The sequence below is a fragment of the Larkinella fluvii genome (assembly GCF_051857545.1).
GTDB lineage: Bacteria > Bacteroidota > Bacteroidia > Cytophagales > Spirosomataceae > Larkinella.
Genome location: NZ_JBPZHB010000002.1, coordinates 581,440 through 607,881, shown reverse-complemented (window position 1 = coordinate 607,881; position 26,442 = coordinate 581,440). Strand labels below are relative to the sequence as shown.

Below are 26,442 nucleotides of genomic sequence, written 5' to 3'. Positions count from 1 at the left end.
CATATTAGCTTTGCGACGCTTCATTCACCGACTCAAAATGGATCGACTTGCGACCTTGTTCCCGGCGGTTATTATATTGATTTTAAATTCTTTACATACAGTTTCTGCGCAGTCGGCGGCTCTGAATCCATACCCTGTCGTCTGGAACAGTCCAAGCAAAAATTCTTCGGAATCGATGCCGTGTGGCGGGGGCGACATTGGACTGAATATCTGGGTGGAAAACGGTGATCTCCTCTTTTATGTGGCCCGAAGCGGGACCTTCGACCACAACAATACGGTGTTGAAACTGGGTCGAATCCGCCTGAAACTGGCCCCCAATCCCTTCGACGCCGGAACAACCTTTAAACAGGAACTGGTGCTGAACAAAGGACACGTGGAGATCACCGGCACCCGAGCCAGACTGTCGGCGAAAATCACGGTTTGGGTCGATGTGTTCCGGCCGGTTATTCACGTGGCGGTTTCCAGTAACCAGGCCGTCAAAGCCGAAGCGGCTTTCGAAAGCTGGCGGTATACCGATCGCATCACGAAAGGCAAGGAAAACAACGCTAATTCGTACAAATGGGCACCCCAGGGCGAAGTCAAAACGTTGAAGGACTCGGTTCGATTCAGCGGAGATGCGGTCGAATTTTATCATCGAAATGGTGCCGAACGTTCGGCGTTCGACGTAACGGTGCAGCAACAGGGGCTGGACAGCGTTAAAAATCAATTGTTTAACCCATTAACGAACCTGACGTTCGGCGGGCGCTTTTCGGGAAAAGCCTTAAAACCCGCCGGGACCTACCGGGGCAAGTACCTCGCTACGGATTTTCAGGGCTGGAAGCTGGTGAGTCAAACCGCTTCCCGCCAACACGAACTGGTTCTGCACCTGCATACGGATCAAGCCGTCAGTATGGCAGACTGGCACCAGGGTCTTGAGGCTGGAATAAAAGAAGCCGCTGCCGCGACCAAAACCGCTCAACGACAGACCGAAAACTGGTGGGACGACTACTGGCAAAAAAGCTACATTTACCTGAATGCCCCGGTTGATTCGCCCGAATGGCAAGTTGCCCGGAATTACCATCTGTTTCGCTACATGTTGGGTTGCAATGCGTTCGGAAAGTACCCGACCAAATTCAACGGCGGACTGTTCACCTACGACCCTGCACTTACCGACTCCACGATGGCCTTTACGCCCGACTTCCGCAATTGGGGGGGCGGTATTCACACGGCCCAAAACCAGCGGCTGGTCTACTGGCCCATGCTGAAAAGTGGCGACTGGGACTTGATGAAGCCGCAGTTTGATTTTTACCGAAACCTGCTGAAAACCGCCGAGTTGCGAACCGCCGTTTATTGGCAGCACAAAGGCGCAAGCTTTACGGAACAGATTGAAAATTTCGGTCTGCCCAACTCCGCCGAGTACGGCTGGAAACGGCCCGCTGGCTACGATAAAGGCATGGAATACAATGCCTGGCTGGAATATGAGTGGGACACGGTTCTGGAGTTTTGCCTGATGATGCTGGAAACCGAACGCTACGCCGGAAAGGATATAACCGGCGATATTCCGTTCATCGAAAGCTGCCTGACGTTCTTCAACGAACACTACCCGTATCTGGCGAAACGGCGGGGCAGCAAGGCCTTCGACGGCGAAAACAAGCTGGTACTGTATCCGGGATCAGCCGCCGAAACCTACAAAATGGCGTACAATGCCACCTCGACCGTTTCGGCCTTGCGAACGGTTTTGACGCGTTTGCTGGAATTGCCGGGGGAGAATTTGACCGCCGAAAAAAGGACGGTCTGGAAGCAGATGCTCGACCGGATTCCGCCGATTAGTTTCCGGGAATTTGACGGCCACCCGACGATTGCGCCTGCCAAATTGTGGGAGCGAATCAATAACGTCGAAACGCCCCAACTCTACCCGGTTTTTCCGTGGGGAATCTACGGGATCGGGAAACCGGGCCTGGATACGGCCATCAACACCTACCGCTATGACAAAGACGCCCTGAAATTTCGCAGTGCTGTGGGCTGGAAGCAGGACAATATTTTTGCCGCCCGGCTGGGTCTGACCGACGAAGCCGCCCATCTGACGCTCCTGAAATTAGCCAGTTCCGGTCGGCGGTTTCCGGCGTTCTGGGGTCCCGGCTTCGACTGGACGCCCGACCACAACTGGGGCGGTTCGGGGATGATTGGCCTTCAGGAAATGCTGCTGCAAGCCGACGGCCGGAAAATCTACCTGTTTCCGGCCTGGCCCAAAACCTGGAATGTTCACGTTAAACTGCACGCGCCGTATAACACAACGGTCGAAGCGGTTTTGAAAAATGGGAAACTGGAATCGTTGATTGTGACGCCGGAATCGCGCCGGAGCGATGTGGTGAATCTGTTGCACTAACCCTACCGAATCAACGGAATCCAGACGGCCATTTCGGAACGGCCCCGGTTGCTCCAGGCATAATACGGAATCAGGCGAATGGTTTTGGCAACCGGTGCTTTTTCCGACACTTCCCGGTATAACTGGTTCGTCCAGGACCGGTTTTCCGTCTGTTGTGCCGTACCTTCCAACGCCATCAGTTCGGTATTTTCAAGGGTCATCAGCTTCGGTTTCAGGTTGTTTTTGGCGGAAAGGGCCAGGGTGGTCAGTTTGGTACCCGGATTATCGACCGATTCCAGACAATACACCACCGGTCCGCGTTTCACGGCTACCTGGTTGCGGGTTTCCTCCACCAGCGGGTTTGCTTCCATCAGTTTCACCGGCATCGGCAGATTGATTTCGACCTTGTCGCCCGTTTTCCAGGTGCGGTTCAGTTCGGCGTATTCGCCGGATCGAATCACAGCCGAAACCGCCACGCCATTTACCTTGATCGTCGCGCCCTGACACCAGCCCGGAATGCGAACAAAGACCGAAAACGGTTTCGCCGGAGCCTGTTGCAACCGGAGTTTGATCAGGCCGTCCCACGGATAAGCGGTTTCCTGCGTCAGCCGAATCGCCGAGCCATCTTTCAGCGTCGTTGCCAGTTGATTGGCCCCGAACAAATTCAGCCACAAGCCTTTATCCGACACGCTATACGCATAGCTGCTCACTTCGGCCAGCGTCCGAACGGTATTGGGCGGGCAACAGTTCGACTTGCTGATGTACCGCTGGCGGCCACCCATCCACCGCAGGGCATACGGATAATCGTCGGACGCGCTCAAGGGGTTGGTATAGAAAAACGTGTTGCCGTCCAGGCTGATGCCCGACAGGATGCCGTTGTACAATTCCAGTTCCATCACGTCGGCGTACTTGGCCTGTCCGGTAATTTGCAGCATCCGGTAATTCCAGAGCAAATTGCCAATGTTGGCGCAGGTTTCGTTGTGGGCCGAATGGTTCGGCAACTGATACGCTTTGCCGTAGGATTGGTGGACTTTCTGAACGGTATCGGGTTTGTACGCCGTGCCTTCGGGCGACACGCCGTCGTACAAGGCCCCGCAGCCACCGGTGACGTACATTTTGTGGTTGACCACGTCGTCCCACATCAGATCCAGGGTCGACAACAGCGTGCTGTCGCCGGTTTCGGCAAAAACGTCGGCGGCTCCGGCAAAGAGGTAATTGGCCCGAACGGCGTGACCGATCACCTTGGTCATTTTTCGGAACGGCACGCGGTCGGAGTTGTCATCCGTTCCTTCCGATAGGCCACGAATGTCGATGAGTTTCTGGGCCAAAGCGAGATAGGAAGGTTCGCGGGTTGTTCGGTACATCTCGATGATGCCCATGTAATGCGACGGGCAAATGGCGTTCCGGGCCTGCTCGGGGCTGGCGTTGTTGTAAAAACTGATCAGGAAATTTGTCGCTTTTTTGGCGATGTCGAGCAAGGCGGTTTTTCCCGTGGCGCGGTAATGCACACAGGCCGCCGTCATCAGGTGTCCGAAGTTGTAAGCTTCAAAACTCAGCTTATCTTCGAACATCTTTTTCTCACCGTTTTTTTTCTGCTGGATAATGGCTTTGGTGTAAATATATCCATCGGCTGTTTGGGCCTTGCCAATCACGGAAATGGCCTCATCCATCAGCGCATCGAGCTTTTTGTCCCTGGTCATCGCGTACATCCCAGCCAGCGACTCCAGCGTTTTGTAGAAATCTCCATCGTGAAACGACGGCCCCTTGAAATTTCCCGAGGCCAGTCCGGCGGCAATCCGAAAGTTCTCGTAGGAATGGCTGAGGTTCGGATCGGTATAGGTTTTCCAGAGTTGAGGCACCATCGCGTCGCGGCACACCTGAAAGCGGTCGGCCCAGAAGCCCGTTGTCCAGCTCACTTCGTTCAGGTTGACGCCCTGCAAGCGCACAAATTTGCTTTGTGCGGTATTGACCAGGGCGTTCGGCTGGGCGTGGGCGGTCAGTGAAAGGAGTAACAGGAAGGCAATTTTGATCAAAAAAAGTCTCTTCGGATTCATCAGGTTTAAAATTTAGCCCACGGTTTCAACCGTGGGATCGCGGGAAAACCGGGCCGTTGTTGAAACCGTTTTAACGGTTTTGAGATCCTGAAAACCGTTAAAACGGTTTCAACAACGGCCCCAGTATTATTTCCCCACGGTTAAAACCGTGGGCTATTTCAAATCGGCTCGTGCCCGGCATTGCGTTTTTTCGTCATTTCGGACATTCAAAACAAAACCGTCTTTCCCGTCGACCTCTCGTTGACGGTCGCCGTTTTCGAATCCCGCCAGCCGCTGTACAAAAGGTTTTTATCCAGGGTCGGTTTTGGAAAAAACAGGCTGGCAATGTACCCGACGCCAACCACAACCAGATGACTATAGACGCCCAGCATCAGTTTGTGGTGCGTAAAATTGTATTGACCCAAGTCGAGTAAAAGCGTTTTGTCGTCGCCATAACCAATTTTGGTGGAGGTCAGAAAGGCATACGCCGTGAACAGAATACACACCACAATGGCAATGTTGACGCCCTGCCGGTTGGCGCGCGCACTGAAAATTCCCAGCAGAAAAATACCGACAATGCCGCCCGAAAAAATGGCGTACAGCGTGAAGACAATCCCCAGAACGCCCTCATTCCCAGCCCGCAGATAGAAGGCACCGATCAGAATGGCGGTCAGGCCTGAAGCCACCACAATGGCTTTGCTAACGGTCAGGTATTCGGCATCGGGCCGAGCCGGGCGTGATTTTTTGTAGAAATCTTCCAAGCCGACAGCCGCCAGCGAGTTCAGATCGGCGCTGAGGCTACAAATAGCGGCTGAAATCATGGCGGCCAGAATGAAGCCGACCACGCCCGTCGGAAATTGGGTCATGATGAAATACGGAAAAACCGCATCGGGGCGGATGGACGCGGGCAATGGCTGTTGTTTATAATACACAAACAGGGCGGTTCCGATGAACATGAACAGCGCCCAGACCGGCACCGTGAGCGAGATGCCCAGAATCGACGCTTTGATGGCCGCTTTGTCGGTTTTGGCGGTCAGGTAACGCTGCACAACGGTTTGGTCAGTGCCGTATTTCTGGATCGCGTAGAACATGCCGTTGATGACCATGACAAAAAACGTCAGCTTCGTCAGATCCAGATCATACGGCCCAAAACCGGTTCGGCCGTTGGCGGAGGCCACCTCGATAACTTCGTAAAAACCGCCTTTGACGGAAAACAGGATGACAGTGACACAGAGAATACCGCTGGCAAACAGCATAAAGCCCTGAAACACATCCAGCCAGATCACGGCTTCGATGCCACCCAGCAGGTTGACGGCGATGATGATCAGCCCGACGACGATGATAATGTAGAACGTGTCGACGCCGGTCATGTTGGTCAGCGCGACCGCCAGCAGGAAAAAAACCGTTCCCATCGATGAAAACTGCCGGAGAACGAAGGCGGTGGAACTGTAATAGCGGGCAAAGGTACCGAAGCGTTTTTCGAAGTATTCGTAGGTGCTGAGGCCAATCACTTTGCGGTACAGCGGCACGATAAACCAGATGGTTCCGAGCAACACGATGGGCACCATCAGGCCCTGCACCAGCAAAATCCAGTTCGACGAAAAGCCTTCACTCGGGTAACCCAGAAACGTCACGCTGCTGATGAGCGTCGCCAGCAACGACATGCCGATGGCCCAGGCGGGAACCCGGCCCTTGGCGGCAAAATACGTTTCCGTGGTGCGCTGATTCCGGGCATACCGCAGTCCGAAATACAGGTTGATCAGCAATACTGAAATGATGATCAGGTAATCGATTAGGCTCAGGGTCGGATTTGGCATTCGGTTCAGGAATTTTTCAAAATGATCCCAATTCCGGGGGCCAGCGATAGCTTCCCGGTTTTACGGTAACATGCAACTGTGGTATTTCAATGGCTTTGCTGCGAACCACACCCGTCGCCAGTTCCTGAACCGGGGCCAGCCGCGTAATGCCGATTTCCCGCAAAACCGCCGACGCCGTGGAACCGCCCTCGATGATCAGTTCGTCAATGTGCGTCCGGTTCAGCACGTCCCGGACGGTTTTTGCTAGGTCGGTTCGCAACTGAACTGCCGATGAATTCTCTACCCAGGCGGGGTCGATGGCCATCACAACCGGCTTTCGCTGTTGAAGGCTCGTCGCCACTTCGGTTGCCCACGTAGTTCGGCTCGATTCATCCAACGTGCCGGGTTGCAGTAGTGCTTTGGGCATATACTGCACGAAATGCCCGGAATGTACGGCTTTCTTCACCCAATCCACGCTCTCTTTAAACGCACTGCCGCAGACGTAAAGGCGAGCGTTACCCAGCGCAACCGGCGTTGCAGTTTCCCGTTTCGGCAGAAACCGCGAATCCAGAATGGCCGTAAAAAAACCGGAACCGCCCCCCGGTAGAGTCTGGTGGTCAATCCGTTCGACCCAGGCTTGTAGATCCGTCCATTTTTCAACGTTGCCAAAAACAACGCCCCGGTTCGGTAATGCATCCGAAGGATTGCGAACAAAAACCGGTTCAGTCGTGATCTTGAACCGCTTCAGAACGTCGGAATCCGTCACCGGAAATTCCGGATCATGGGCGAAATGCGTCTGGTGGAGCGGTTTTCCATCAACGTAATAGCATCCATGAACCAGCGTTCGTCCCAGCGCCGGATTGGCCGGAACGAGCAGCGCCTTCGCCAAACCCAGCACGGTCAACTGTGCGCGAGTTTCCGCCAGAATATGCCCGCGCAGCACCGAATCGATCTTTTTATAAATCAGTAGCGGTTTCAATTCCTGCAAAGCCCGGCTGACTTCAGTCATTTCCCGTACCGCTTCCGGCTCCGAAACCGAGCGGGCGTCGGTAGAAATAACGAGCAAATCGGCTTTCGATTGCAGATTGACCGACATCGAAAGCTCGACCTCCAGGCCGTACGCCAGACCAATTCCACCCAGTTCGGCGGCCCCCGTTAAATCATCGGCAATGACGGCGATCATAGTTTTACAGTAGGCAAACGCCCCTAAATCCCCTAAAGGGGACTTAAAGCATCCGGATTTGAAAGTCCCCTTTAGGGGATTTAGGGGCGTTTATTCCACTGGCAGCAAGTTCTTGCGCCGGTTTTTCGCCAGTTGCACCGCCGACTCAATCGCCAACACCATCGCATCCGGACTCGCCACGCCCTTTCCGGCAATTTCAAACGCCGTTCCGTGATCCACCGAGGTACGAATAATGGGCAATCCCATCGTAATGTTCACACCTTTGACGCTATCCATCTGCTTTTTAGCCGCGTTCCACTGAAAACCGGTCAGTTTGAACGGAATGTGGCCCTGATCGTGGTACATCGCCACGACGCCCCCGTAATAGCCCGTGGCGGCTTTGGAAAACAGCGTGTCGGCCGGAACCGGCCCTTCCACGTCGAAACCGCGTCGTCTGGCTTCCTCAACGGCGGGCAAAATCTCCTCGTCGTCCTCCGTTCCGAACAGGCCCGAATCACCGGCGTGGGGGTTCAGACCGGCAACGCCCAGTTTCAGGTTGGTTTCGCCCAGCGAAATCAACCCGTTGTGCAGCAGTTCGATGACTTCCAGGATCCGGTCTTTTTTGACCAGATCGCAAGCCTGCCGCAACGACACGTGCGTCGAGACGTGAATCACTTTCAGGTTGTCTTCGACCAGCAACATGCCGTATTTCTTCGTATGGGTAAAGTGGGCGTAGATTTCGGTATGACCCGCAAAGTGGTGCCCGGCTTCGTTAATCGACTTTTTGTTGATCGGACCGGTCACCGTCGCGTCGATTTCCTCCGCCAGTGCCAGATCGATCACGGTTTTTACCGAAGCAAAGGCCGCTTCCCCCGCCATCGCCGAGATTTCGCCGAATCGCAGGTTCGCCAGCTCCACGTTCGCCAGGTCATAGACATCGATCGTTCCCAACCGGAACGTGGCGTCCTGAACGGAGGCAACCGGGTGAATAACCGCCTTTAGGTTCAACCGGTAAGAAATATCTTCAAAAACCCGGGCGTCACCCACCAGAATCGGACGGCAGATGTCGTAAATAACCGGGTTCAATAGCGCCTTGACCGCGATTTCGGGGCCAATACTCGCCGGATCGCCCATCGTAATGCCGATGATCGGTTTGGAGTCTGTGCTCATTGGTTCTATTTTTGGGGGTTTGCGGTAGTAGGTTTACGGTATTCGGTTTTCAGTTTACGGTTTACGGTGGCTGACGCATTGGCATTCTTGCGTCAGCCACTGTAAACCGAATACCGTAAACGGAAAACCGTAATCCGTTAAAGCTGTATCTCCTCTTTCACCAACACCTCGGCCAACGCCACTTTCAGCCGGTTTTCCTCAGCTTCGGAAAGGGCTTGCAACGGCGGCATGACGGTGGTTCCGCACAAGCCGTATTCCTGCATCAGCACTTTCAGTGCCCACAACGACTCGCCCAGCGTGCGACCACCCTGGTAAAGATGGCCGAACACGTCGGATTGGTTCTGGTGATAGTAGGCTTTTACCGCATCGCCTGCCTGAACGGCTTTTAGCATGTCGCGGTAAATGCCCGGCAACAGATTGCCCGTACTCGGCACCAGTCCATCACTGCCCGCCAGCAAAGCGTCCGCCGACCGGGCCGCCCAGCCCATAAAATGGCTAAAATCCGGACGACCAGCCCACAACGCCAGGGATTCGGCCAGGCGGTCGGCGTTTCGTTCTGAATCCTTGATCCCGACGATATTCGGGTGGTAGCTCAATTCATCAATGACCGCAACCGGAATCGACATGCGGGTGGTCGCCAGAATGTTATACATGATGAGCGGCCCGTTGAGCTGATCGGCCAACTGCTCAAAATACCGTTTCATCTGGTCGTCGGTCAAGGTGTAATAACAGGGCAGCGTGGCGGCCACTGCATCGACGCCCAGATCGAAACAATAGTTGGCAAAGTCGACCGATTCCTCCAGGCAATTGGACGAAATGCCCGCGTACAAAACCGTATCGGACATCTTCAGCCGGGCCGCAGCCTTGATGTAGGCTTTTTTCACCGACGCCGGTAGGGAAGTCGCTTCACCCGTGGTTCCCAGCACAAACGGCATGGAGGCATTGGCCCGCAGGTTCGCCAGCATTTTCTCGACAGCCGCTTCATCCAGTCGATAGGCTTCGGTCAGGGGCGTCACCAGCGGAACCACTACACCCCGGTATTTCTTTTTCATGCTCATAGCTAGTAAGCGGCTGTATAGATGGCCATCGCATCCGCGCGGGTGATCTCCCGCGGGTTATTTTTCAGTAAGCGGGTAATTTTCAATGCATCATCCGCCAGTTGCGGAAGGGCTTCTTCGGGAATCCCAACATCCCGCAACCGGGCCGGAATCCCGCATTCCTGAATCAATTCTTTTATTTTCTGAACCCCGTTCGCGGCCGTTTCGGCTTCATCCCGCCCCCGCTCACACCCCAGCGCCACGGCCACCTGCGCGTACCGCGAAACCGCAGCGGGCGTATTGAATTCCATGACGTAAGGCAACAAAAGCGCGTTGGAAAGACCGTGAGCCAAATGGAACTGACTCCCCAGCGGATAACTCAGCGCATGAACACCCGCCGTATTCACCGGTCCCAGGCAAAAACCGCCCAGCAAACTGCCCATCGCCACCTGCGTCCGGGCTTCTTCGTCCGCGCCGTTTTTCACGGCCTGAACGATGTTGGCGGCAATCAGGCGCATCCCTTCAAACGCGTAGAGGTCGATGAACGGCTGGGCAAATCGATTCGTATAGGCTTCCAGACAATGCGTCAACGCATCGATGCCGGTGGCCGCCGTGATGGCCGGGGGAACACTCAGCGTCAGCAACGGATCGACGTACACGATGTCCGGCACCAGAAACGGGCTGATGATGCCTTTTTTCTGGTTATCGGTGTCGTCAACCAAAATCGCGTTGGGAGAAACCTCACTGCCCGTTCCCGAAGTGGCCGGAACGCAGATCAACTTCTTCCGTCGCCCGCTCAGGTTGCCGATGCCAAGCATGTCCCGGAGCGTCTGGTCATTTTCCAGTTGAGCCGCCACCAGTTTGGCCACATCCAGCACGCTGCCGCCACCAATGCCCAGCACCACATCGGGATTGAACGGCGATGCGGTTTTCATCAGCATCCCGAAATCCGCAAACGACGGTTCCTGTACAATACTCGTATCAATTTTTACGACTATCTGACTGGATTCCAACGCTTCCACCAGATTTTTCAGCGCCCCCAACAGCGGACTGATCGTGATCAGCAATACGTTGCGGGGTGATAACTGAATTACCTCACCGGCCAGATTCCCCAGCGAACCTCTGCCAAAAACCAGTTTTCCGGGAAAATGTATGATTAATTCCTGCGTCATTCCTTTCAGGTTGCTACTCTTTCGTATTCTCTTTTGCGACGGGTGCGGCATATCCCTCCAGCGCGGGCCAGACGCCATTTTCAATCGGTATTGCTTTCATTTTGGCCGGATCGATCACCGCGTGTTTGATCTTCTGCCGACGCCAGGTGTAAATCACGTGAATCAGCCCGTCGCTCGTCTGAATCACCGACGGATACGAATACTGGCTGATGGGTGAATCTTCCAGAATTACGGCGGCCGACCAGCTTTTGCCGTCGTTTGAAACCGCCAGATTCAATGGCGTCCGGGGGCCTTTCGCCAGATCGCCGGGTGGAAGGACGTGGTTATACACCAGCACCTGCCGACCGTCTTTCAGCGTGACGGCGTCGGTGCCCGAGTTGTTGTTGGGCAGGGCCGTTTTGGCCAAAGGTGACCAGGTTTCGCCGTTATCGGTCGACCAGGATTCCACCAGGGCGCGGTCTTTGCTGCGCGCCAGAATCTGGAGTTTGCCGTTGCCGTAGGTCAAAATGCTGGGCTGAATCGCGTTCAGGGTTCGGCCATCGCTGATCGGCCCAATCTTTCGCCAGGTTTTGCCAAAATCCGGGGTGACTTCGAAATGGAGTTTCCAGCCGTCGCCTTCGGTGCTGGTCGGGCAAAACAAATTGCCGTTGGCGAGCAAAACCGGCTTGTTTTTGACCGGCCCGATGAAGCCGTCGGGCAGCGGTTTTGCGGCTGACCACGTACGCCCGCCGTCGGACGAGGTTTTCAGCCAGCCTTTCCACTTGGACGGGCTGGGACCGATTTTGTAAAACAGCATCAGATCGCCTTTCGGGATCTGGTACAAAACCGGGTTCCAGCAGGCATACCGGAGCGAGTCGTTTACAATGCCGTTGGCCACGTTCTGCGGAGCCAACCACTTGCCTTTTTCCTGCCGACTCACCCAGATGCACACATCCGGATTCCGCTCTTTGGTGCCGCCAAACCAGGCCGACACCAAACCGGTCGGGGTTTCGGCGATGGTGGCCGCGTGGCTCTCCGGGAAAGGCGGTTTTTCAACCACAAATTCATCGACCACCAGCCCCGATTGCCATTTCGTGAGTTGCGCTGAAGCTTTCGTGAATAAACACAGAATGGCAAAAAAAACTATATATAATCGTCTCTTTATCATGATTTTATTCGGATTACAAATCCTTGACAGATGGGGTCGGGATTGCAAATCCCGACCAGCACTCCAGCAAACGTTTACTTCTTCCCGGCGGCTTTTTGGGCCTTCAATATGGCAGTATAGTTGTTATACATTTCCCGCCAGTTTCGGCCGTTGGCGTTGAGATACTGCTCGGATTTGGTTTTGTAGATCTCGAAAATGGCCGAGATTTCCTTCATGCTTTTGTAATCGACGGCCTGTTCGCGGGCCTGTTCCATGAATCCCAGCAGCGTTGCCTCTTCCTTTTCGGTGATGTTTGGCACGATGGCCCGGTAGCCATTCATCGTGAAAGCTACTTTTCCAATCGTGTATTTATCCAGAATAGCCGCTACCTGATTCTTATCCAGCTCCTTTTGCAAACCGATCATCAGGTTCTGGTGAACGGTTTCGGGCATGGCCGAATCGGCGATAAGCTGTCGGTCAAGTTCGGAGAGCGGATTTCCGGTTACCGGATTAATGCCCGCCGGAACCGTGCTGAACGGATGCTCATTGTGCCAGTCGCGAACGGCTTTTAAATGAGTTGCCACGACCTTGGTCAGCCGGTTTTCCTTTTCCGCATCGTTCAGGTTCAGGGACGCAACCCAGTCGACAGCTTTCTTTTCGTACTCGGCGTCCGATTTTACCTTTGCTTCGGCCACAGAAACCGCTGGTTTGGCGGGTTGTTCCTGGCCGAACGCTTGGACTGTGGCGATAACAGCAACGGCCAGAAAAAAGCGTTTTAGCATTTTATTCATTTTGTTTTTTGGTTATGTCCCGGCGGTAGAAACCGTTAAAACGGTATTATTCGATCATTCACTCCGGCTTTGCAATACACTCGTTTTAAAGGTTTTGAGTATAAAAACAGCTTCCGATTCCAGCTCGCCCGCTTTGGGTACATCGAAATTCTGATCAGTCGGCGTGTCGACATCCGGGAAACGACGCACCCCGCCGGTTCGGAAAACGACCCGCTGAAACGAAGCGACCGGTGCAAAAAACAGGCGGTTTCCTTTCGGCTGCCCGTTGACAAAGGCCACGAACATCCGCTTGTCGCGGTCCAGTTCAATGCGCACCGCCACCGGTTTCCCGGCTTCGTATTTCTGAATCTGCGAATCGCGGTAGCCGACTTTGGCTTTGAAAAAACCGTCGGCATCGAACAGCAAACGAACGGCGGAATTGCCTTTGGCATCCTGAAATTCAATCTGCAAACTGCCTTTGTCAGCCTGCTGCGGCACCACCGTAAACTCGACCGCCAGCTTCGTCGATTCGGGAATCACACGCTCGGCTTTGGCGTAATCGAACGGATCTTTATCCCTAAAAACCAGCGCTTTACTTCCGTCCACGGACTCTATTTTAGCCGAAGCGAAAACCGGGCTGTAGAGATTCCAGAATTTCAGTTCATCCCCGGCCGGCAATTGGGCGAAGATTTCATTGGGGTGCGTTGTCACCTGGTCGGTGATTGGCACCGGTATTTTCGACACCCAGATGTCTTCCTTGTTCATGCTGTAGGTCACCCACAGATGGCCGTCGGGCGGAGTGCCGTTGCCTTCCTCGATGCCCCGAACGTACTGCGGCCCGTACGACTTGTAGGCTCCACCGTAGCGCATGGTCGTGATTTCGCCGTTCACCAGCAGCAGATTGGTGTAATTCAGCCCGTCTTTGCTGGTCGAAACCGCCAGCGGCCAGCGAAATTCCGAGGGATTGTAGACCGTCGCGTATTGCCCATCCGTCGTTTTCTGCCCCCAGATTTTGGCGTTGCTGTTCACAAAACCGGGTGCCCGCAGCGGATTATACAACCAGGTTTGCCCCTCGTCCGGGCTGATGGTGGTCAGTGCGTGTTTCCACAATCCCACGACGCGCTTGTCCGGCAAATGGTAATAACTGAAGGCTTTCACTTCTTTTTTGAGCGTAACCAGCGGGTCGTTGCGGTCGGCTTCTTCAACCCATTGCTGCATCATCAGCGTGTTGGCCAGCAGTTCGTTACAGGCTTCCACAAACCCTTTGTCTTTCGAGCTGGTATAGAACGGGTAGGCCGATTTGGTTTTGTCCCATGACGCATTATTCCGGATGAAATAAATCGGTCCAAATTTCCCATCGGCGTAGATTTCCCGAACCACGCGGCCAATGCCGTTGCCATCGTTCGGATCGTCTTTCGGCCCCATCACAATGCCGTAAAAAGCCAGGGTCAGCAGCCTTTTGTTTTTCGCCACGAAGAAGCCCATGCGTTGGTGCATCACCGCGTACAGATCTTTCGCCACCTCGGGACGACCCGGTTTTTTCCAGCCATCCGGCAGTTTATACGGCGGAAAAAGAATCGTGGGTTTCGTCCAGTTATAACCGTCTTTCGAGGTCAGCAGCAGCGTTTGGCCCGGCGGTTCGTGTTCGCCCACCGGATTGCTGAGGTATTGCAGGTAAAACGTGCTATTCCAGTAGGCCAGCATGGGCGCGTGGTTGTACGTCCAGTGGGTGCCCCCGGCCAACTCCGGGTGCTCGCGGTTCGCACGAAACACCTGCATGTTATGCACACCCACCGCCGGACTCAACTGCCCGTGGTGGTAATCGACGTTGGAAAGCGTTTGCCCCACGTAGCGCACCGTGTCCTGCGCGTGAACGTGGGTGAGGAAAAGTAAAATAGCCCCCAACCCCCTAAAGGGGACTTTAAAAAAGTCGGCTTTTAAAGCCCCCTTTAGGGGGTTGGGGGCTATTTTACTTTTCATAATCCCTTGTTCTTTTTAACCCAGATCACTTCCGCGCCTTCTGTCGCTTTGCTCAGACTGACCACACTTCCCCCCTTGATTCCTTCTTTTGATTTCACGATCTGACCGGTTTTCGGGTGTATGGAATGTACTGAAAAAGAACCGGCGGCTTTGGTCAGGTCGAGCTGAACCGCCCCCGCCGATTCGGTATAGAGGATATAGCCGGTTTTTTCGTTGCCCATCGCCCACTGACCGGCCGGTTTCTGCGGTACGTCAACAGGTTGCATCTGAGCGACATCCGCCAAAAACTGCGGGTCGGCCACCACCGGAAGATTCGGCATGGAGCCGCCCGCCAGCAAAACCGCCCAGGCCAGGGCATCGGCATTGTCTGCCGCATAGGTGACGGCCTTGTCTGGAAATTTCCGGCGGTAGTCCCGAACCGCCCGGTAGACCTGTTCGAACGAACTTTTTTTCGGATGCAGCAAGCGGGCGTGTTGCCGGGGGGCCAGATTCTGACCGCCAGCGGGGGCGTAAACCGTGCCGTCGGCCTGGTAATGCCAGTACCGGATGTCCACCAGATCAATCACCGACGCTCGTTTGGTATCCGCCAGAATCGCGTCCTGAACGTCTTTGGTCGTGCTCAAACCGACAACGGCTTTCTGGCCGGTTTCCTTTTCCCATTCGCTGATGGTATCGATCCAGAACTGCACAAACGGCAACGGCCCGGTAAATTCGGCCCCGATGAGCTGAATGACCCCCGAATGGCCCGCGAAATTGTTCAGGCATTGGCGAATGTAGGCCCGGTGCAAGGCCCGTCGAACGGGGTGTGAGACGTCGTAAAACTGTTCGGCCATAAAAATCCGCTTGTCACCCGCATAAGGAGCTGGTTCCGGAAAACCGGTCTGGTTGATGTTGTTGACAGGTCGCCAGGGAAAATCGGCGTAGTGGGCACCCGCTTCGATGATGTTGTGCTGGAAATAGTTCTCGTGTATCAGCGTCAGCCCTTTCTGATCGGCCAGATCGGCAAACTGCTTCAGTCGGCTCCAGTACCAGTGGTTGTATTTCGTCAAATCGTATTTACTGAGTCCATCCCAGGCGGTTTCTTTGCCGCTGCGGGCAAACGGCAGTTCGTAGAAAGGCGGCCACACCTCGCCGTCCATCCGCCGAATGCGTTCGTGATCGTCGCGCCGACGGTCGTACCAAAGTCCGTAATTGTGGTCGATGGCCACGGTATTTTCGGCCTTCATGGAATCCGTCATAATCGCCAGATCATCCGTCAGGCCACGGCCCGTCATGCCCGGCACGAAGCGGGTGATGTGCGGTTTGGCATTCGCCAGTCCGTGGGGCCGCGCGCTACCGTTCCACCAGGGCACTTCCTGCCGCCGACCAGCGACCAACGTACTTCCGCGAACCAGTTTTCCCTGCTGAATCTGCATCGGCTCGGCTTTGGCAATCGCGGTTTCTTTCGATAGGCCAATGGCGTCGATTGACTTTGCTTTCGTAGCCGTCGGAATGGGTTGCCGTTGGCTGGCTGCCGTGATAAAATCGTACAATGTCGGAGCCGGATTCACGGCTTGTTTGGTTAGGGTTGCGGCCACTTCCACCTTTGGGCTGCTGGACGCTTCGGATTCGACCGGCAGCAGAATGATTCGGGCCAAAATGCCGTCACCCAGCCGGTCTTTGAGTTGGGCGTAATATAGACTCCGGGGCTGAATGTGCTCGTTCGACATGTCCCAAAAACCGTCTCCGGCAAACTGCGCCCAGGTGCCAAACGCCCAGTTTTGGGCCGTGGGCGGCTGGTAACAATCGACCCGCGCGGCTGTGCATTGCCAGAAAACGCTGTTGGCGGCATTCCAGCCCGCGCCTTGTCCGTCCTGCCCCAGATTGGAAAACCGTAACGCGTTCCCGTCAATATTGACAAGGTCGAACAACACGCCCGACGCCCAGCTATCGACGCTGCCGCTAAAACTGAAGGGCAAATGCGACTCACATTGCACAAACGCATTCGGCCCGGCACTGCAATAGCCGACCGCAAAATCATGGTAGCCGTGTTCGGAATAAAGCCGCTGGCACAGAACCTGTTGGCCCCGAACCAGAATCGTATTCCGCCGTTCGCCCCCGATTTCCGAAACCGGTTCCAGCGACTGGCAATCTTCCACCGTAATGCGTTTGGCGGTTTCGTGAACGAAGACGGCGGAACCGGCGAAATGCCGAAAAACCACCTGCCGCACCCAGGCATCCTGTACATTTTCGATGACAATCGCCATCCAGCGGTGGTCCTCGTCTTTCGGATTGGCTTTGTCGTACGAGGAGACGAATTGCAGGTTTTCGACGCCCGTCTGCGCAATCCGTCCGGGCCAGGTGTAGCGAGCTATCGTTCCTCCGCCAAAAGCCGAATCCAGTGCCGTAGTCAGGGGCGCATCGAGGGTAATTTCGGAACCGTTGACTGCCGTAATCTGCCGGTCCCAAACCAGATCGCGTTGACCCGGTTTCCAGCCCAGCGACGTGATGCCCCCCCCGAAATGATCCGTTCCCAGTTGCTGAATCCATTCTTTAGTGGAGGGCCGTCGAATCTGTACGAAGTCGCCGACCTTAAAAGCCGCCGGTTTTTCAACGCGCATTTTCTGTGCGTTGACCGGAACGTACCCATCGGAAAGAGCAACGGTTTCGGCGGTTTTGCGATCGTTTTTCCCGGAAATCGTCAGCAGGTTATCGCGACTGAAACTCGTTCCCAAAATCGTCGTTCCACCGGTTCCCATGCCGCTCCCCCGCAGCACGACGCCCGAAGCGGTTATTTTCAAATGGCCCGACACTTCATGGACGCCTTTTTCGAGCAAAACCGCCCCGCGAAAACCGGTCGCATTGACCGGCAATCTGCTTACATAATCAATGGCAGCCTGGATTCGCCGGGTGGCATCGTCTTTTCGGAACGGTACGACGACTTTTGTTTCAACGTTTGGAATAGCCTGTTCACCAGCCTGATATCCGCAATACGAAAAATCAGGAAGGCGGTTTCCGCGTTCGTCAGCCTCGTAAACCAACCGCCCTTGTGGTCCCAGTGAAACCGGCTGTTTTTTAACCGGTTTCGACCCCTGCGCGCACACCGCTCCGATTCGCCCAAAGGCGAAGAGAAGGGAAAAAAGAGCGATGAAAAGGCTGGGTTTATACACGGTATTGGAATTTTGCCCCCAACCCCCTAAAGGGGGCTATATAAATCCGGATTCTCAAAGCCCCCTTTAGGGGGTTGGGGGCATTCTTTACGTTCTTGGCCGTACCTGCTGCACCGGAACGACGCTATTCAAATAGTCTTCGATGCTCGTGTAGCCATCCTTGTTTTTGTCCAGGCTGGCATCCGACGCGTCTTTCGGGTTCAGGCCGTTTTTGGTTTCCCACTCGTCCGGCATACCGTCTTTATCCGTATCAAGGTACGGTTTTCCGGTGTATTCGGGATAACCGCCCACTTGGCTGATGTCGGTAATGATACCATTTTTGTAGGAATCGATGGGCAGACGCCGGTGTTTGAACTGCGTTTCGGGCAGTTTCACGCCTTCTTTGTACGTAATTTTGCCGGTTCTGACCTGTTCCACCACCCGAACATCGACGGGGTCGCGTTTGGGCAGCGTTGCTCCGGCGTTGGCCAGCACGTAGTCATAGGCTTTCGCCGTCGGCAACAGGGTGATTTCGGGCATGGGAAGCGGTTTGTCCCATTTCATACTGGCCGTGTATTTTCCGGCATTCGCCAGATCTTCCACCTGAACCCCGCCGTCCCAGTTGTCTTTCGTGACTTTGTCGTTTCCTTCCACAATGTTCCCGTTGACATACGCCCGGCCAAAGGTCAGATACCCCAGCTTGCTCCGCCCCGCTTCGGGTTTCAAAATCCGGTGGGCAATGGGCGAATCCTTCGGCGTTTGCGGACCGGGTTTGTAGTAGTTGTTGATCATGTTGTACATCGCGCGGTAGTCGCCCCCGTCGGTGGACCGATGCACCCAGTTGAAGATCACGTTGTTGGCAAAGTTGAAGATTCCATACCAGCCAATCGACGGATTCCGCCCCGCATTATCGGCCCAGAGGTTGCGCATGAACGTACAATTTTCGCCCCCGAGCGTGCTGCCAAACGAGTGGTTCCAGGTGTCCAGTGCTTCGGAGAAAATCGAGTTCTGAATGGTGATGTTGACCGTCGGCAACTTGTCTTCGGCCGCCTTCCCGGTGCTGTCGTTGTACATATGGCGGTACATAGACATGTTTTCGTCCAGCCCCCAGCTCGCCGAAACGTGGTCAATCATGATGTTGCCAATCGGGTTGCCGCCAATGGAATCGTCGCGACGCCCCACGTAGGTTTCGCCCCGCCGGAAGCGCATGTACCGAATCACGACATCGTGCGTGTTGATCCAGACCGATTCGCCGGCCACGCAAATCCCGTCGCCCGGTGCCGTCTGGCCCGCAATCGTAATATACGGTGCCCTGATAATCAGGGGTGTTTTCAGTTTAATAATTCCGGCAACGTTGAAAACGATGGTTCGCGCCCCCCCCTGCTCACAGGCGTCCCGCAGCGTGCCGGGCCCCTGATCTTCCAAACTGGTCACCACATACACCTTGCCGCCCCGTCCACCAAACGTGAAAGCTCCTCCGCCCTCGGCACCCGGAAAAGCCGGGATGCTGGCCTGGGGCAAATCGACGGGTCGGGCGGCCCAGGGAATGTACGGTTTTCCCTCTTTGGCTTCTTTCTCAATAATCGGCAGGGCTTTTTGCCAGGCGATGTTGGATTGCCGGTTGGCTTCCCTGAGTAATTCGTCACTTTGCTTTTGAACATCCGCCGGAATGGTGGGATATTGGGCAAAAACCAGTGGCTGTCCGAAAAACAGAGCCCCTAAAACAAATACCGGAATCAGTCGCTTTTTCATGGAAAAGGGTTTCTTTCAGGTCGTTATCGTATTCAAAAACAGAACATTGACTGAAATTTGAGTACACTATGGCTATATGCTATACCTAATCTCAAAATAAGGCTAAAAAAACCAGCCATCCCTATATCATTTTCTCGGCAATGTATAGGATATTATCATTCCCCAAAAAGACCGGACGGCTCCTTATCAGTACCGCCATTGAATCCAAATAAAACCGGTCTCACCCCTACTCGACCCGTTTGGAAACAATCCGTGAACGTTCGGTTGAGTTGAATCAATCCGTATCTTCGTGACGACGAGCGTCATTCCGTCTTCGTTTTTGTATGTCCGGCGAGGCAGTGCTGTTTATTTATCTGGGCTCGGTGGGGTCCATCCTGGTCCTGAATGCCGTTCAGTGGAGTTTTTTCCGGGACTGGGTCTACGGTTTGTTTACCCTGCAAACCCTGATCTGGTTCTCCCATTCGGTCTTTAACCGACTCTCCGGCGAGGACATTCCCCTGAGCGAATCGCAAAACATGGCGGTTTATGTAGCCGAGTATGGCCTGAGCCGCATCCTTTATCTGGGGCTGGTGTATGGTCTTTTCAATTTGGCGCAGGCTCCGCTCCGGCTAACACGCTGGCTGCGGTGGGCACAATTCGGGCTGGGGTTATTTCTGGTGGCGGAAGTCGGTATGATGCTGCTGAAGGAACACTGGCACATGTCGCCACCGGGGCGGTTTATGACGATCATTTACTTTGGGTTGCTAATGAGCACCAGCCTGGTGGGTGCCTGGATTGCGTCTCGCCGGCGCGATGCGGTAGGCGGTCTTTTCGTCTTTGGTAGTGTGTTGCTGCTGGTCAATGAGGGCAACAACCTGTTTTATTACACCGGTTATCCCTTGCCGCTGTCAACCGATCCCGCCGATGTTCAGGTCCACATCCGGATTCTGGGGGCCAGCCGCATCCTGCAACTGCTTTGCTTTTCGCTGTGTCTCGTATTTCGCCAGCGGCAGCTTGCCGTAGCCGAAGCCGTTGAACAAACGCGCCGGGCGGAGCAACTGATTCAGCAAAGGCTGGAAACTGAACTGGCCGTTCGGCGACTGGAGCAGGAAAAAACTGACGTTCAGCTTCGGGCGTTGCAGGCGCAGGTAAATCCCCATTTTCTGTTCAACAGCCTCAACTCGCTGTCGTCGCTTATCGACGAGCAACCGCAGCGGGCCAGCCAGTTTGTCGACCAGTTGAGTCAGGTGTACCGGTATCTGCTGAAAGCCAATGAGCAATCCCTGACGACGCTGGAAAGTGAACTCGGTTTCATTCAGTCGTATGCCCACTTGCTCAAAACCCGGTACGGCGCGGGCTTGACGGTAGCTGTGCAGATTGATCCGGCCTACTCCTCGTGGCTGCTGCCCTCGCTGACGCTTCAGTTGCTGGTCGAAAACGCCGTCAAGCACAACGTGATTCTGGTCACGAAACCGTTGCGAATCGACATTCTCACGGATGAGTCGGGGTATCTGGTGCTGAAAAACAACCTCCAACGCAAACGGACGTCGGTTCTTTCCAACGGGGTCGGCCTTTCGACCATTCTGGCGCAGTACCAGAAACTCAACCAGCCTACGCCGGAGGTCAGTGACGCCGAAAACACATTTACCGTTCGGATTCCCCTGATTAACCCCATTACGGAACCCGTTCAGCCGGTTAGGCCCTGAGCTTCGCGGTTTCTGGAAACAACGAAGTTTACAGGAGTTTATCCGGCGTAATCGGCAGTTCCCGGACGCGCTTACCAGTAGCGTTGAAAACCGCATTGGCCACGGCCGCAGCCACGCCAACAATACCGACCTCGCCAATTCCCTTCACGCCCAGTGCATTGGAAGCCCGGTCGTCTTCCCGGATAAAGATCGCTTCCATCGCTCCGATATCCAGGTTAGCCGGAACGTGATAATCCCCGAACGAGCGGGTGACAAAATTCCCCCAGCGTGGATCGACCACCGACTCTTCGGTTAATGCCATCCCGATGCCCCAGACATTGCCGCCAATGATCTGGGAGCGGGCGGTTTTGGGATTCAGGATTTTACCGGCACCGGTTACGGCCAGAAAACGCGTCACCCGCACCATGCCGGTGGCAATGTCGACCCGCACTTCGGCAAAATTGGCATTGAAGCTGTGGGACGAGTATTGATCGGCATTGGCGGGCGGTTTGGCATCGACCCGGGTCTGATAATCAGCTACGTTTTCAGACACCATCAATTGCGCAGCCGTCGGGCGGACCAAAAACTGTTTCCCGGATTTGGCCATCAGTTCGTCCGTTAGTTTTACGCAGGCATCATGCACGGCATTGGCATAACTGGACGCGCCCACCGAGCCCACCGAACCGGCGGCAGGCGGCAAATCCGAGTCGCCCAGCTTTACGGTAATTTGATTCAGCGGCAGACCCAGCGCATCGGCCGCCGTTTGGGCCAGAATCGTATGCGTTCCCGTTCCCAGATCCGCAGCGGCCAGTTCAACGCGGGCCATGATGGCATTGCCTTTGCGGTTGAGTGATACCCGCGCCGAACTCGGCCGTTGGTGGGCCGGGTAGGTTCCGCAGGCGACGCCGTGTCCGATGAGAAAATTACCCTGCTGATTCTGACGCGGTTCGGCCTTGCGTTTTTCCCAGCCAAACGCTTTGGCTCCTTCCTGCAAACACTGCACCGTCGTGCGCGACGACCAGGGCTTGCCATTGGATGGATCGCGCGTCGGCTCGTTTTTCAGCCGAAATTCAATGGGGTCCATTTTGAGCTGATACGCCAGTTCGTCCATGGCCGACTCCAACGCAAAACTACCCGTGGATTTCCCCGGACCGCGCGTATAGGTCGGCAGAATCAGATTCATCGGAACCACCCGGTAGGTAATCAGCGAGTTGGGAACCTCGTACATGATTTTCGAGCAGTCGCCACACGGTTCCACAAATTCGTTTTCGATGGCGCAATGGGTGGTGGTTTCGTGGGCGAGTGCCGTCAGCTTCCCGTCTTTGGTGGCCGCCAGACTTACTTTCTGGTGGTTTTGTTGCCGCAAGCCCACCGAGTTCACCATCTGCTGGCGGGTCAGCGCGAGTTTGACCGGACGGTTTACCACTTTGGCCGCCACCGCCGTCAGCACCAGATTGGCCCATTGGCCGCCCTTCGACCCAAAACCCCCGCCGATGTACGGCGAAACGATTCGGACATTTTCCGGTTTGATGTTGAGGGTAGCCGCAGCCGCCATTTGCGCGCCGTTTACGATCTGCGAACTGTTGTAGAGAACCACGTTCTCACCCTGCCATTCGGCAATGGTGGAATGGGGTTCCAGCGGGTGGTGGTGTTCGATGGGCGTTCCATAGACCGCTTCCACTTTGAATTCCGCGTTCTGCAAAGCCGCTTTGGCGTCGCCCCGCTTCGCGTCGGCCTTCTCTTTGTCTTTTGGCAACACGGCTTCCTTCGAAAGCTTCTCAAAATCAACCTTTGCTTCGCTTTTGTCGTACTCCACCTTTACCAGACGGGCCGCGTGCCGGGCCTGTTCGTAGGTTTCCGCCACCACCAGTCCGATGTGCTGTCCATGAAACTCGATTTTCGGGCTTTGCAGTAACGCTCCGCCCCGAATACCGCCATCGGTTTTGAGTTTCGGCGCATTTTTATGGGTAATCACTGCCAACACACCGGGCGACTTTTCCGCCGGGCCGGTGTCGAGCGAGCGAATTGTTCCGGCAGCAATCGTGCTTTTAAAAAGGACGGCGTAGGCGATGTTCTTCACCGGATAATCAGTCGCATAGGCGGCTTTTCCCGTCACTTTCAGAATTCCGTCGATGCGACTGACCGGCGTACCGGTCACTTTGTTTTTCTCCTGCATGAAATTAATTCAGTATACGATCAGGACCGGTTTCCGGTGAAGGCCACTTGCAACGCCCGGACCATACTCCGCTTGCCGAGTTCCACCTTAAACGCATTGTGTTCCAGCGGTTTGGCATCCGCCATTTCGGCATCGGCGGCCCGTTTAAAATTCGCTTCAGTAGCTTCCTGACCCACCAGGAGTTGTTCGGCTTTCAACGCCCGCCAGGGCTTGTGGGCCACCCCGCCCAGGGCGATCCGGGCCTGCACGATCCGGTTGCCGTCCAGTTCCAGTGCGGCCGCGACTGAAATCAGGGCGAAGGCATACGAAGACCGGTCGCGGACTTTCAGGTAGTAGGATTTTTCGGCAAAACGGTTTTTGGGCAGTTCAATGGCCGTGATCAGCTCGCCCGGCCGGAGGTTCGTGTCGATCTCGGGGCGGTCTTCCGGCAGGCGGTGAAAATCCGCCAACGCAATGATCCGCTCCGGTCCGCTGGCACTCCGAACTTTAACCACGGCATCCAGTGCCGCCAGCGCAACGGCCATATCCGATGGATGAACGGCAACGCATTTTTCGGACCAGCCGAAGATGGCGTGCATCCGGTTGATGCCTTCAAGGGCACCACACCCTGGCTGTTCGCCCGGTTCGCGTTTGTTGCAGGGCATGGCCACATCGTAGAAATATGGACAACGGGTTCGTTGCAGAAGATTGCCGCCGTTGGTGGCCATGTTCCGAATCTGCCCGGACGCCCCCGCCAGAATCGCCTGTGCGAGCAGCGGATAGTGTTGACGGATCAGCGGATGATTGGCTGCGTCGGTATTTTTCCCCAACGCCCCGATGGAAACACCGCCTTTATTGGCGCCATCGGTGAGCGGTTTGATCTGGGTAAGGTTGAGCCGGGTGATGTCGATCAGCTCTTCGGGCCGCTCCACATCTTCCTTCATCAGGTCCAGCAGGTTGGTTCCACCCGCCAGAAACCGGGCGTTGGGTTTTCCGGCCACACTTTTGGTTGCCGAAGAAATATCAGAAACGGTCGTAAATTTAAAAGGTCTCATGGGTGCGGGGTTTGTCCGATTAGCCGATCAACTGCCAGGTTTGTTCCACCGGTTTTCCGCTGTGCACTTCCTGAATCGCAGCCACAATGTTGGGGTACGCCCCACAGCGGCACAGATTCCCCGACATCCGCTCCCGGATTTCTTCGTTGGAAAGCTGAACCGGCTCCGGTTTGGAGCGAATCGATTCCGTGACGTAACTGGCGTCTCCCTTTTTGGCTTCATCGAGCAGGGCCACCGCCGAGCAAATCTGCCCGGGCGTACAGAAACCGCACTGAAAACCGTCGTGTTTGAGAAAAGCAGTCTGCATCGGGTGGAGACGATCCGGCACTCCGGGGTTTCCGCTGGCCAGGCCTTCGATGGTTTGAACCGACCGGCCTTCGCAGGTTGCGGCCAGGGTCAGGCAGGACAACACCCGGCGTCCGTCCACGATAACCGTGCAGGCACCGCATTGGCCGTGGTCACAGCCTTTTTTAGACCCGGTGAGTTCCAGTCGTTCGCGGAGCGTATCGAGCAACGTCATGCGGGAATCAACCGTCAGCTTTCGGGCCGTCCCGTTGACTTTGAACGAGACCGCAACGCCGTTTTCGATGGTTACCGACGAAAGTTCATCCGACAGTGGCCCGCTCGGAGATCGGGTAAAAACCTGCTCGGCAGCGGCAGACTGCCAGGCCAGAATGCCGCCACCGGCCAGCCCCATCAATTTCAAAAAATGACGCCGGTTGACGCCCGTATCGAGGATTTCGTCCAGATCTTCCGGCATCAGATCTTCGAACAGTTTCTTTTCGTCCTCGGTCAATTCAGAGGAGTTGTGGTCTTCCATCATGCAACGTTCTGGAAATAAAGAGTCCCTATACACTCCTAACCCGGAATCCGGTTGAAAGTTTATAGGGAATCCCGGAAAACGCTGAACGTTCCAAACCAGCCGGGCAGGAGCGGTTTATGCCAGAAATCCGACCAGATTTTCCACCATCACCGGCGACCCGATGTAGAGCGGGGTACGCTGGTGAAAACTATCCGGTTTAATATCGAGAATGGATTGCTGGCCGGTGGTGGCGACGCAGCCCGTCATTTCGGCCAGAAAAGCCAGCGGGAAAGCTTCATACAACAGCCGAAGTTTGCCATCGGGGTTCTTTTGGGTCGGCGGATACAGGTAAATACCGCCTTTGAGCAGATTCCGGTGGAAGTCGGCGACGAGCGAACCGATGTAGCGGGCGGTGTATTTTTTCCGGCGGCACGCGGTCAGATAGCCTTGCACACCCGATTCGTAGTCGTCCAGATTGCCGTCGTTGCAGGAATAAATCTGCCCATCGGCCGGACTTTGTATGTCGGGATGGGACAGAATAAACTCACCCAGCGACGCGTCGTAGGTGAATCCGTTGGCGTTATGTCCGGTGCTGTAGACCAGAATTGTTGAAGAACCGTAGAGAATGTAGCCGGCCGCCACCTGCCGGCGACCGCCCTGCAAAAAATCCGCCATCGTGGGCTGCGTGCCGATGGGCGTTACGCGCCGGTAAATGGAAAAGATGGTGCCGATGGACACGTTGACGTCGATGTTGGAGGAGCCGTCGAGGGGGTCCATGGCCACGACGTATTTGGCGTGGTTGTTTCCGGTATAAATAATTTCTTCCTCTTCTTCCGAAATGATCGCGCAGGCTTCACCCCCGTTTTTCAAGGCGCGGCTGAACCGGATGTTGGCAATCATGTCGAGTTTCTGCTGGCTTTCGCCCTGCACGTTCTGAATGCCCATACCGCCGGTGAGGTCGATCAAACCCGCCCGGTTGACTTCTCGATGAATGATTTTGCCCGCCAGCGCAATGTCGCGTAATAATTGCGAGAGTTCACCGGTTGCGTACGGGAACGCCGTTTGCCGGTGCATGATGTACCGATCCAGGGTTACGCCAACGGGCAACGCCAAGGGATGCGAGGCCGTTATTTCCATCTGCTGAACATTCATAATCGTCGAGAATCGTTATAGGTGAATTGCTTGTTTACAGAGAAAATCAATCGGATGGCCGATGCAGCCAGCGTACTATTAAAAATTAGCTTTTTCGCAGAATGGAAGCAAACGGGGAAATAGCCGGAATAGTTGGATTATTAC

17 protein-coding genes are annotated in these 26,442 nt (G+C 55.2%); 2 read left to right on the top strand and 15 right to left on the bottom strand.

Features of this window, described 5'->3' with window-relative positions:
• Window positions 1-37 precede the first annotated feature (37 nt).
• Window positions 38-2,365, top strand: a complete 2,328-nt coding sequence (locus tag ACS5NO_RS06535) for a DUF5703 domain-containing protein (protein ID WP_439414378.1) — start codon at window positions 38-40, stop codon at window positions 2,363-2,365.
• A gap of 2 nt (window positions 2,366-2,367) precedes the next feature.
• Here the strand turns inward: ACS5NO_RS06535 and ACS5NO_RS06530 are convergent, their stop codons facing one another.
• The 11 genes from ACS5NO_RS06530 to ACS5NO_RS06480 all read right to left on the bottom strand — a co-directional run bounded on the left by ACS5NO_RS06530 (window position 2,368) and on the right by ACS5NO_RS06480 (window position 19,470).
• Window positions 2,368-4,398, bottom strand: coding sequence for an aceric acid hydrolase (locus tag ACS5NO_RS06530; protein ID WP_439414377.1), 2,031 nt, complete (start codon window positions 4,396-4,398; stop codon window positions 2,368-2,370).
• 206 nt (window positions 4,399-4,604) lie between these two features.
• On the bottom strand, window positions 4,605-6,194 hold the full coding sequence (locus ACS5NO_RS06525) for a sodium:solute symporter family protein (RefSeq protein WP_439414376.1): 1,590 nt from the start codon (window positions 6,192-6,194) through the stop codon (window positions 4,605-4,607).
• A 16-nt stretch (window positions 6,195-6,210) separates the two neighbouring features.
• Entirely contained in the window at window positions 6,211-7,356 is a 1,146-nt protein-coding gene (locus ACS5NO_RS06520) for a four-carbon acid sugar kinase family protein (RefSeq protein WP_439414375.1), read from the bottom strand.
• A 90-nt stretch (window positions 7,357-7,446) separates the two neighbouring features.
• Complete coding sequence (pdxA, locus tag ACS5NO_RS06515; RefSeq protein ID WP_439414374.1) at window positions 7,447-8,505, bottom strand: 4-hydroxythreonine-4-phosphate dehydrogenase PdxA; 1,059 nt, start codon at window positions 8,503-8,505, stop codon at window positions 7,447-7,449.
• Window positions 8,506-8,642: 137 nt separating this feature from the next.
• Window positions 8,643-9,557, bottom strand: coding sequence for a dihydrodipicolinate synthase family protein (locus tag ACS5NO_RS06510; RefSeq protein WP_439414373.1), 915 nt, complete (start codon window positions 9,555-9,557; stop codon window positions 8,643-8,645).
• An 8-nt stretch (window positions 9,558-9,565) separates the two neighbouring features.
• On the bottom strand, window positions 9,566-10,714 hold the full coding sequence (locus tag ACS5NO_RS06505; protein ID WP_439414372.1) for an iron-containing alcohol dehydrogenase: 1,149 nt from the start codon (window positions 10,712-10,714) through the stop codon (window positions 9,566-9,568).
• Between the two features lie 13 nt (window positions 10,715-10,727).
• A complete protein-coding gene (locus ACS5NO_RS06500) occupies window positions 10,728-11,861 on the bottom strand; it encodes a sialidase family protein (protein WP_439414371.1) in 1,134 nt (377 codons plus the stop codon).
• A 74-nt stretch (window positions 11,862-11,935) separates the two neighbouring features.
• Window positions 11,936-12,631, bottom strand: coding sequence for a DUF3826 domain-containing protein (locus tag ACS5NO_RS06495; RefSeq protein WP_439414370.1), 696 nt, complete (start codon window positions 12,629-12,631; stop codon window positions 11,936-11,938).
• A 54-nt stretch (window positions 12,632-12,685) separates the two neighbouring features.
• On the bottom strand, window positions 12,686-14,590 hold the full coding sequence (locus ACS5NO_RS06490) for a six-hairpin glycosidase (RefSeq protein WP_439414369.1): 1,905 nt from the start codon (window positions 14,588-14,590) through the stop codon (window positions 12,686-12,688).
• On the bottom strand, window positions 14,587-17,739 hold the full coding sequence (locus tag ACS5NO_RS06485) for a DUF6298 domain-containing protein (protein WP_439414368.1): 3,153 nt from the start codon (window positions 17,737-17,739) through the stop codon (window positions 14,587-14,589). Before ACS5NO_RS06485 ends, ACS5NO_RS06490 begins: the two co-directional genes overlap by 4 nt.
• An 87-nt stretch (window positions 17,740-17,826) precedes the next feature.
• Complete coding sequence (locus ACS5NO_RS06480) at window positions 17,827-19,470, bottom strand: pectate lyase family protein (RefSeq protein WP_439414367.1); 1,644 nt, start codon at window positions 19,468-19,470, stop codon at window positions 17,827-17,829.
• Window positions 19,471-19,793: 323 nt separating this feature from the next.
• On the opposite strand from ACS5NO_RS06480, the gene ACS5NO_RS06475 reads away from it, so the two are divergent.
• Complete coding sequence (locus tag ACS5NO_RS06475) at window positions 19,794-21,155, top strand: sensor histidine kinase (RefSeq protein ID WP_439414366.1); 1,362 nt, start codon at window positions 19,794-19,796, stop codon at window positions 21,153-21,155.
• Window positions 21,156-21,183: 28 nt separating this feature from the next.
• Here the strand turns inward: ACS5NO_RS06475 and ACS5NO_RS06470 are convergent, their stop codons facing one another.
• The 4 genes from ACS5NO_RS06470 to fbp all read right to left on the bottom strand — a co-directional run bounded on the left by ACS5NO_RS06470 (window position 21,184) and on the right by fbp (window position 26,283).
• The gene (locus ACS5NO_RS06470; RefSeq protein ID WP_439414365.1) at window positions 21,184-23,310 is read right to left on the bottom strand and encodes a xanthine dehydrogenase family protein molybdopterin-binding subunit; all 2,127 of its coding nucleotides are present in this window, start codon (window positions 23,308-23,310) and stop codon (window positions 21,184-21,186) included.
• 20 nt (window positions 23,311-23,330) lie between these two features.
• The gene (locus ACS5NO_RS06465; protein WP_439414364.1) at window positions 23,331-24,344 is read right to left on the bottom strand and encodes an FAD binding domain-containing protein; all 1,014 of its coding nucleotides are present in this window, start codon (window positions 24,342-24,344) and stop codon (window positions 23,331-23,333) included.
• Between the two features lie 19 nt (window positions 24,345-24,363).
• Complete coding sequence (locus tag ACS5NO_RS06460; protein WP_439414363.1) at window positions 24,364-25,164, bottom strand: 2Fe-2S iron-sulfur cluster-binding protein; 801 nt, start codon at window positions 25,162-25,164, stop codon at window positions 24,364-24,366.
• A 117-nt stretch (window positions 25,165-25,281) separates the two neighbouring features.
• The gene (gene fbp, locus ACS5NO_RS06455) at window positions 25,282-26,283 is read right to left on the bottom strand and encodes a class 1 fructose-bisphosphatase (RefSeq protein ID WP_439414574.1); all 1,002 of its coding nucleotides are present in this window, start codon (window positions 26,281-26,283) and stop codon (window positions 25,282-25,284) included.
• Window positions 26,284-26,442: the final 159 nt, after the last annotated feature.

Bases quoted from the DNA above. Each gene is read 5' to 3' on its own strand.
- ACS5NO_RS06525 (WP_439414376.1), bottom strand. From the start codon at position 6,194: ATGCCAAATCCGACCCTGAGCCTAATCGATTACCTGATCATCATTTCA.
- ACS5NO_RS06520 (WP_439414375.1), bottom strand. From the start codon at position 7,356: ATGATCGCCGTCATTGCCGATGATTTAACGGGGGCCGCCGAACTGGGT.
- ACS5NO_RS06530 (WP_439414377.1), bottom strand. From the start codon at position 4,398: ATGAATCCGAAGAGACTTTTTTTGATCAAAATTGCCTTCCTGTTACTC.
- ACS5NO_RS06510 (WP_439414373.1), bottom strand. From the start codon at position 9,557: ATGAAAAAGAAATACCGGGGTGTAGTGGTTCCGCTGGTGACGCCCCTG.
- ACS5NO_RS06460 (WP_439414363.1), bottom strand. From the start codon at position 25,164: ATGGAAGACCACAACTCCTCTGAATTGACCGAGGACGAAAAGAAACTG.
- ACS5NO_RS06490 (WP_439414369.1), bottom strand. From the start codon at position 14,590: ATGAAAAGTAAAATAGCCCCCAACCCCCTAAAGGGGGCTTTAAAAGCC.
- fbp (WP_439414574.1), bottom strand. From the start codon at position 26,283: ATGGAAATAACGGCCTCGCATCCCTTGGCGTTGCCCGTTGGCGTAACC.
- ACS5NO_RS06465 (WP_439414364.1), bottom strand. From the start codon at position 24,344: ATGAGACCTTTTAAATTTACGACCGTTTCTGATATTTCTTCGGCAACC.
- ACS5NO_RS06495 (WP_439414370.1), bottom strand. From the start codon at position 12,631: ATGAATAAAATGCTAAAACGCTTTTTTCTGGCCGTTGCTGTTATCGCC.
- ACS5NO_RS06505 (WP_439414372.1), bottom strand. From the start codon at position 10,714: ATGACGCAGGAATTAATCATACATTTTCCCGGAAAACTGGTTTTTGGC.
- ACS5NO_RS06475 (WP_439414366.1), top strand. From the start codon at position 19,794: ATGTCCGGCGAGGCAGTGCTGTTTATTTATCTGGGCTCGGTGGGGTCC.
- ACS5NO_RS06535 (WP_439414378.1), top strand. From the start codon at position 38: ATGGATCGACTTGCGACCTTGTTCCCGGCGGTTATTATATTGATTTTA.
- ACS5NO_RS06480 (WP_439414367.1), bottom strand. From the start codon at position 19,470: ATGAAAAAGCGACTGATTCCGGTATTTGTTTTAGGGGCTCTGTTTTTC.
- ACS5NO_RS06470 (WP_439414365.1), bottom strand. From the start codon at position 23,310: ATGCAGGAGAAAAACAAAGTGACCGGTACGCCGGTCAGTCGCATCGAC.
- pdxA (WP_439414374.1), bottom strand. From the start codon at position 8,505: ATGAGCACAGACTCCAAACCGATCATCGGCATTACGATGGGCGATCCG.
- ACS5NO_RS06500 (WP_439414371.1), bottom strand. From the start codon at position 11,861: ATGATAAAGAGACGATTATATATAGTTTTTTTTGCCATTCTGTGTTTA.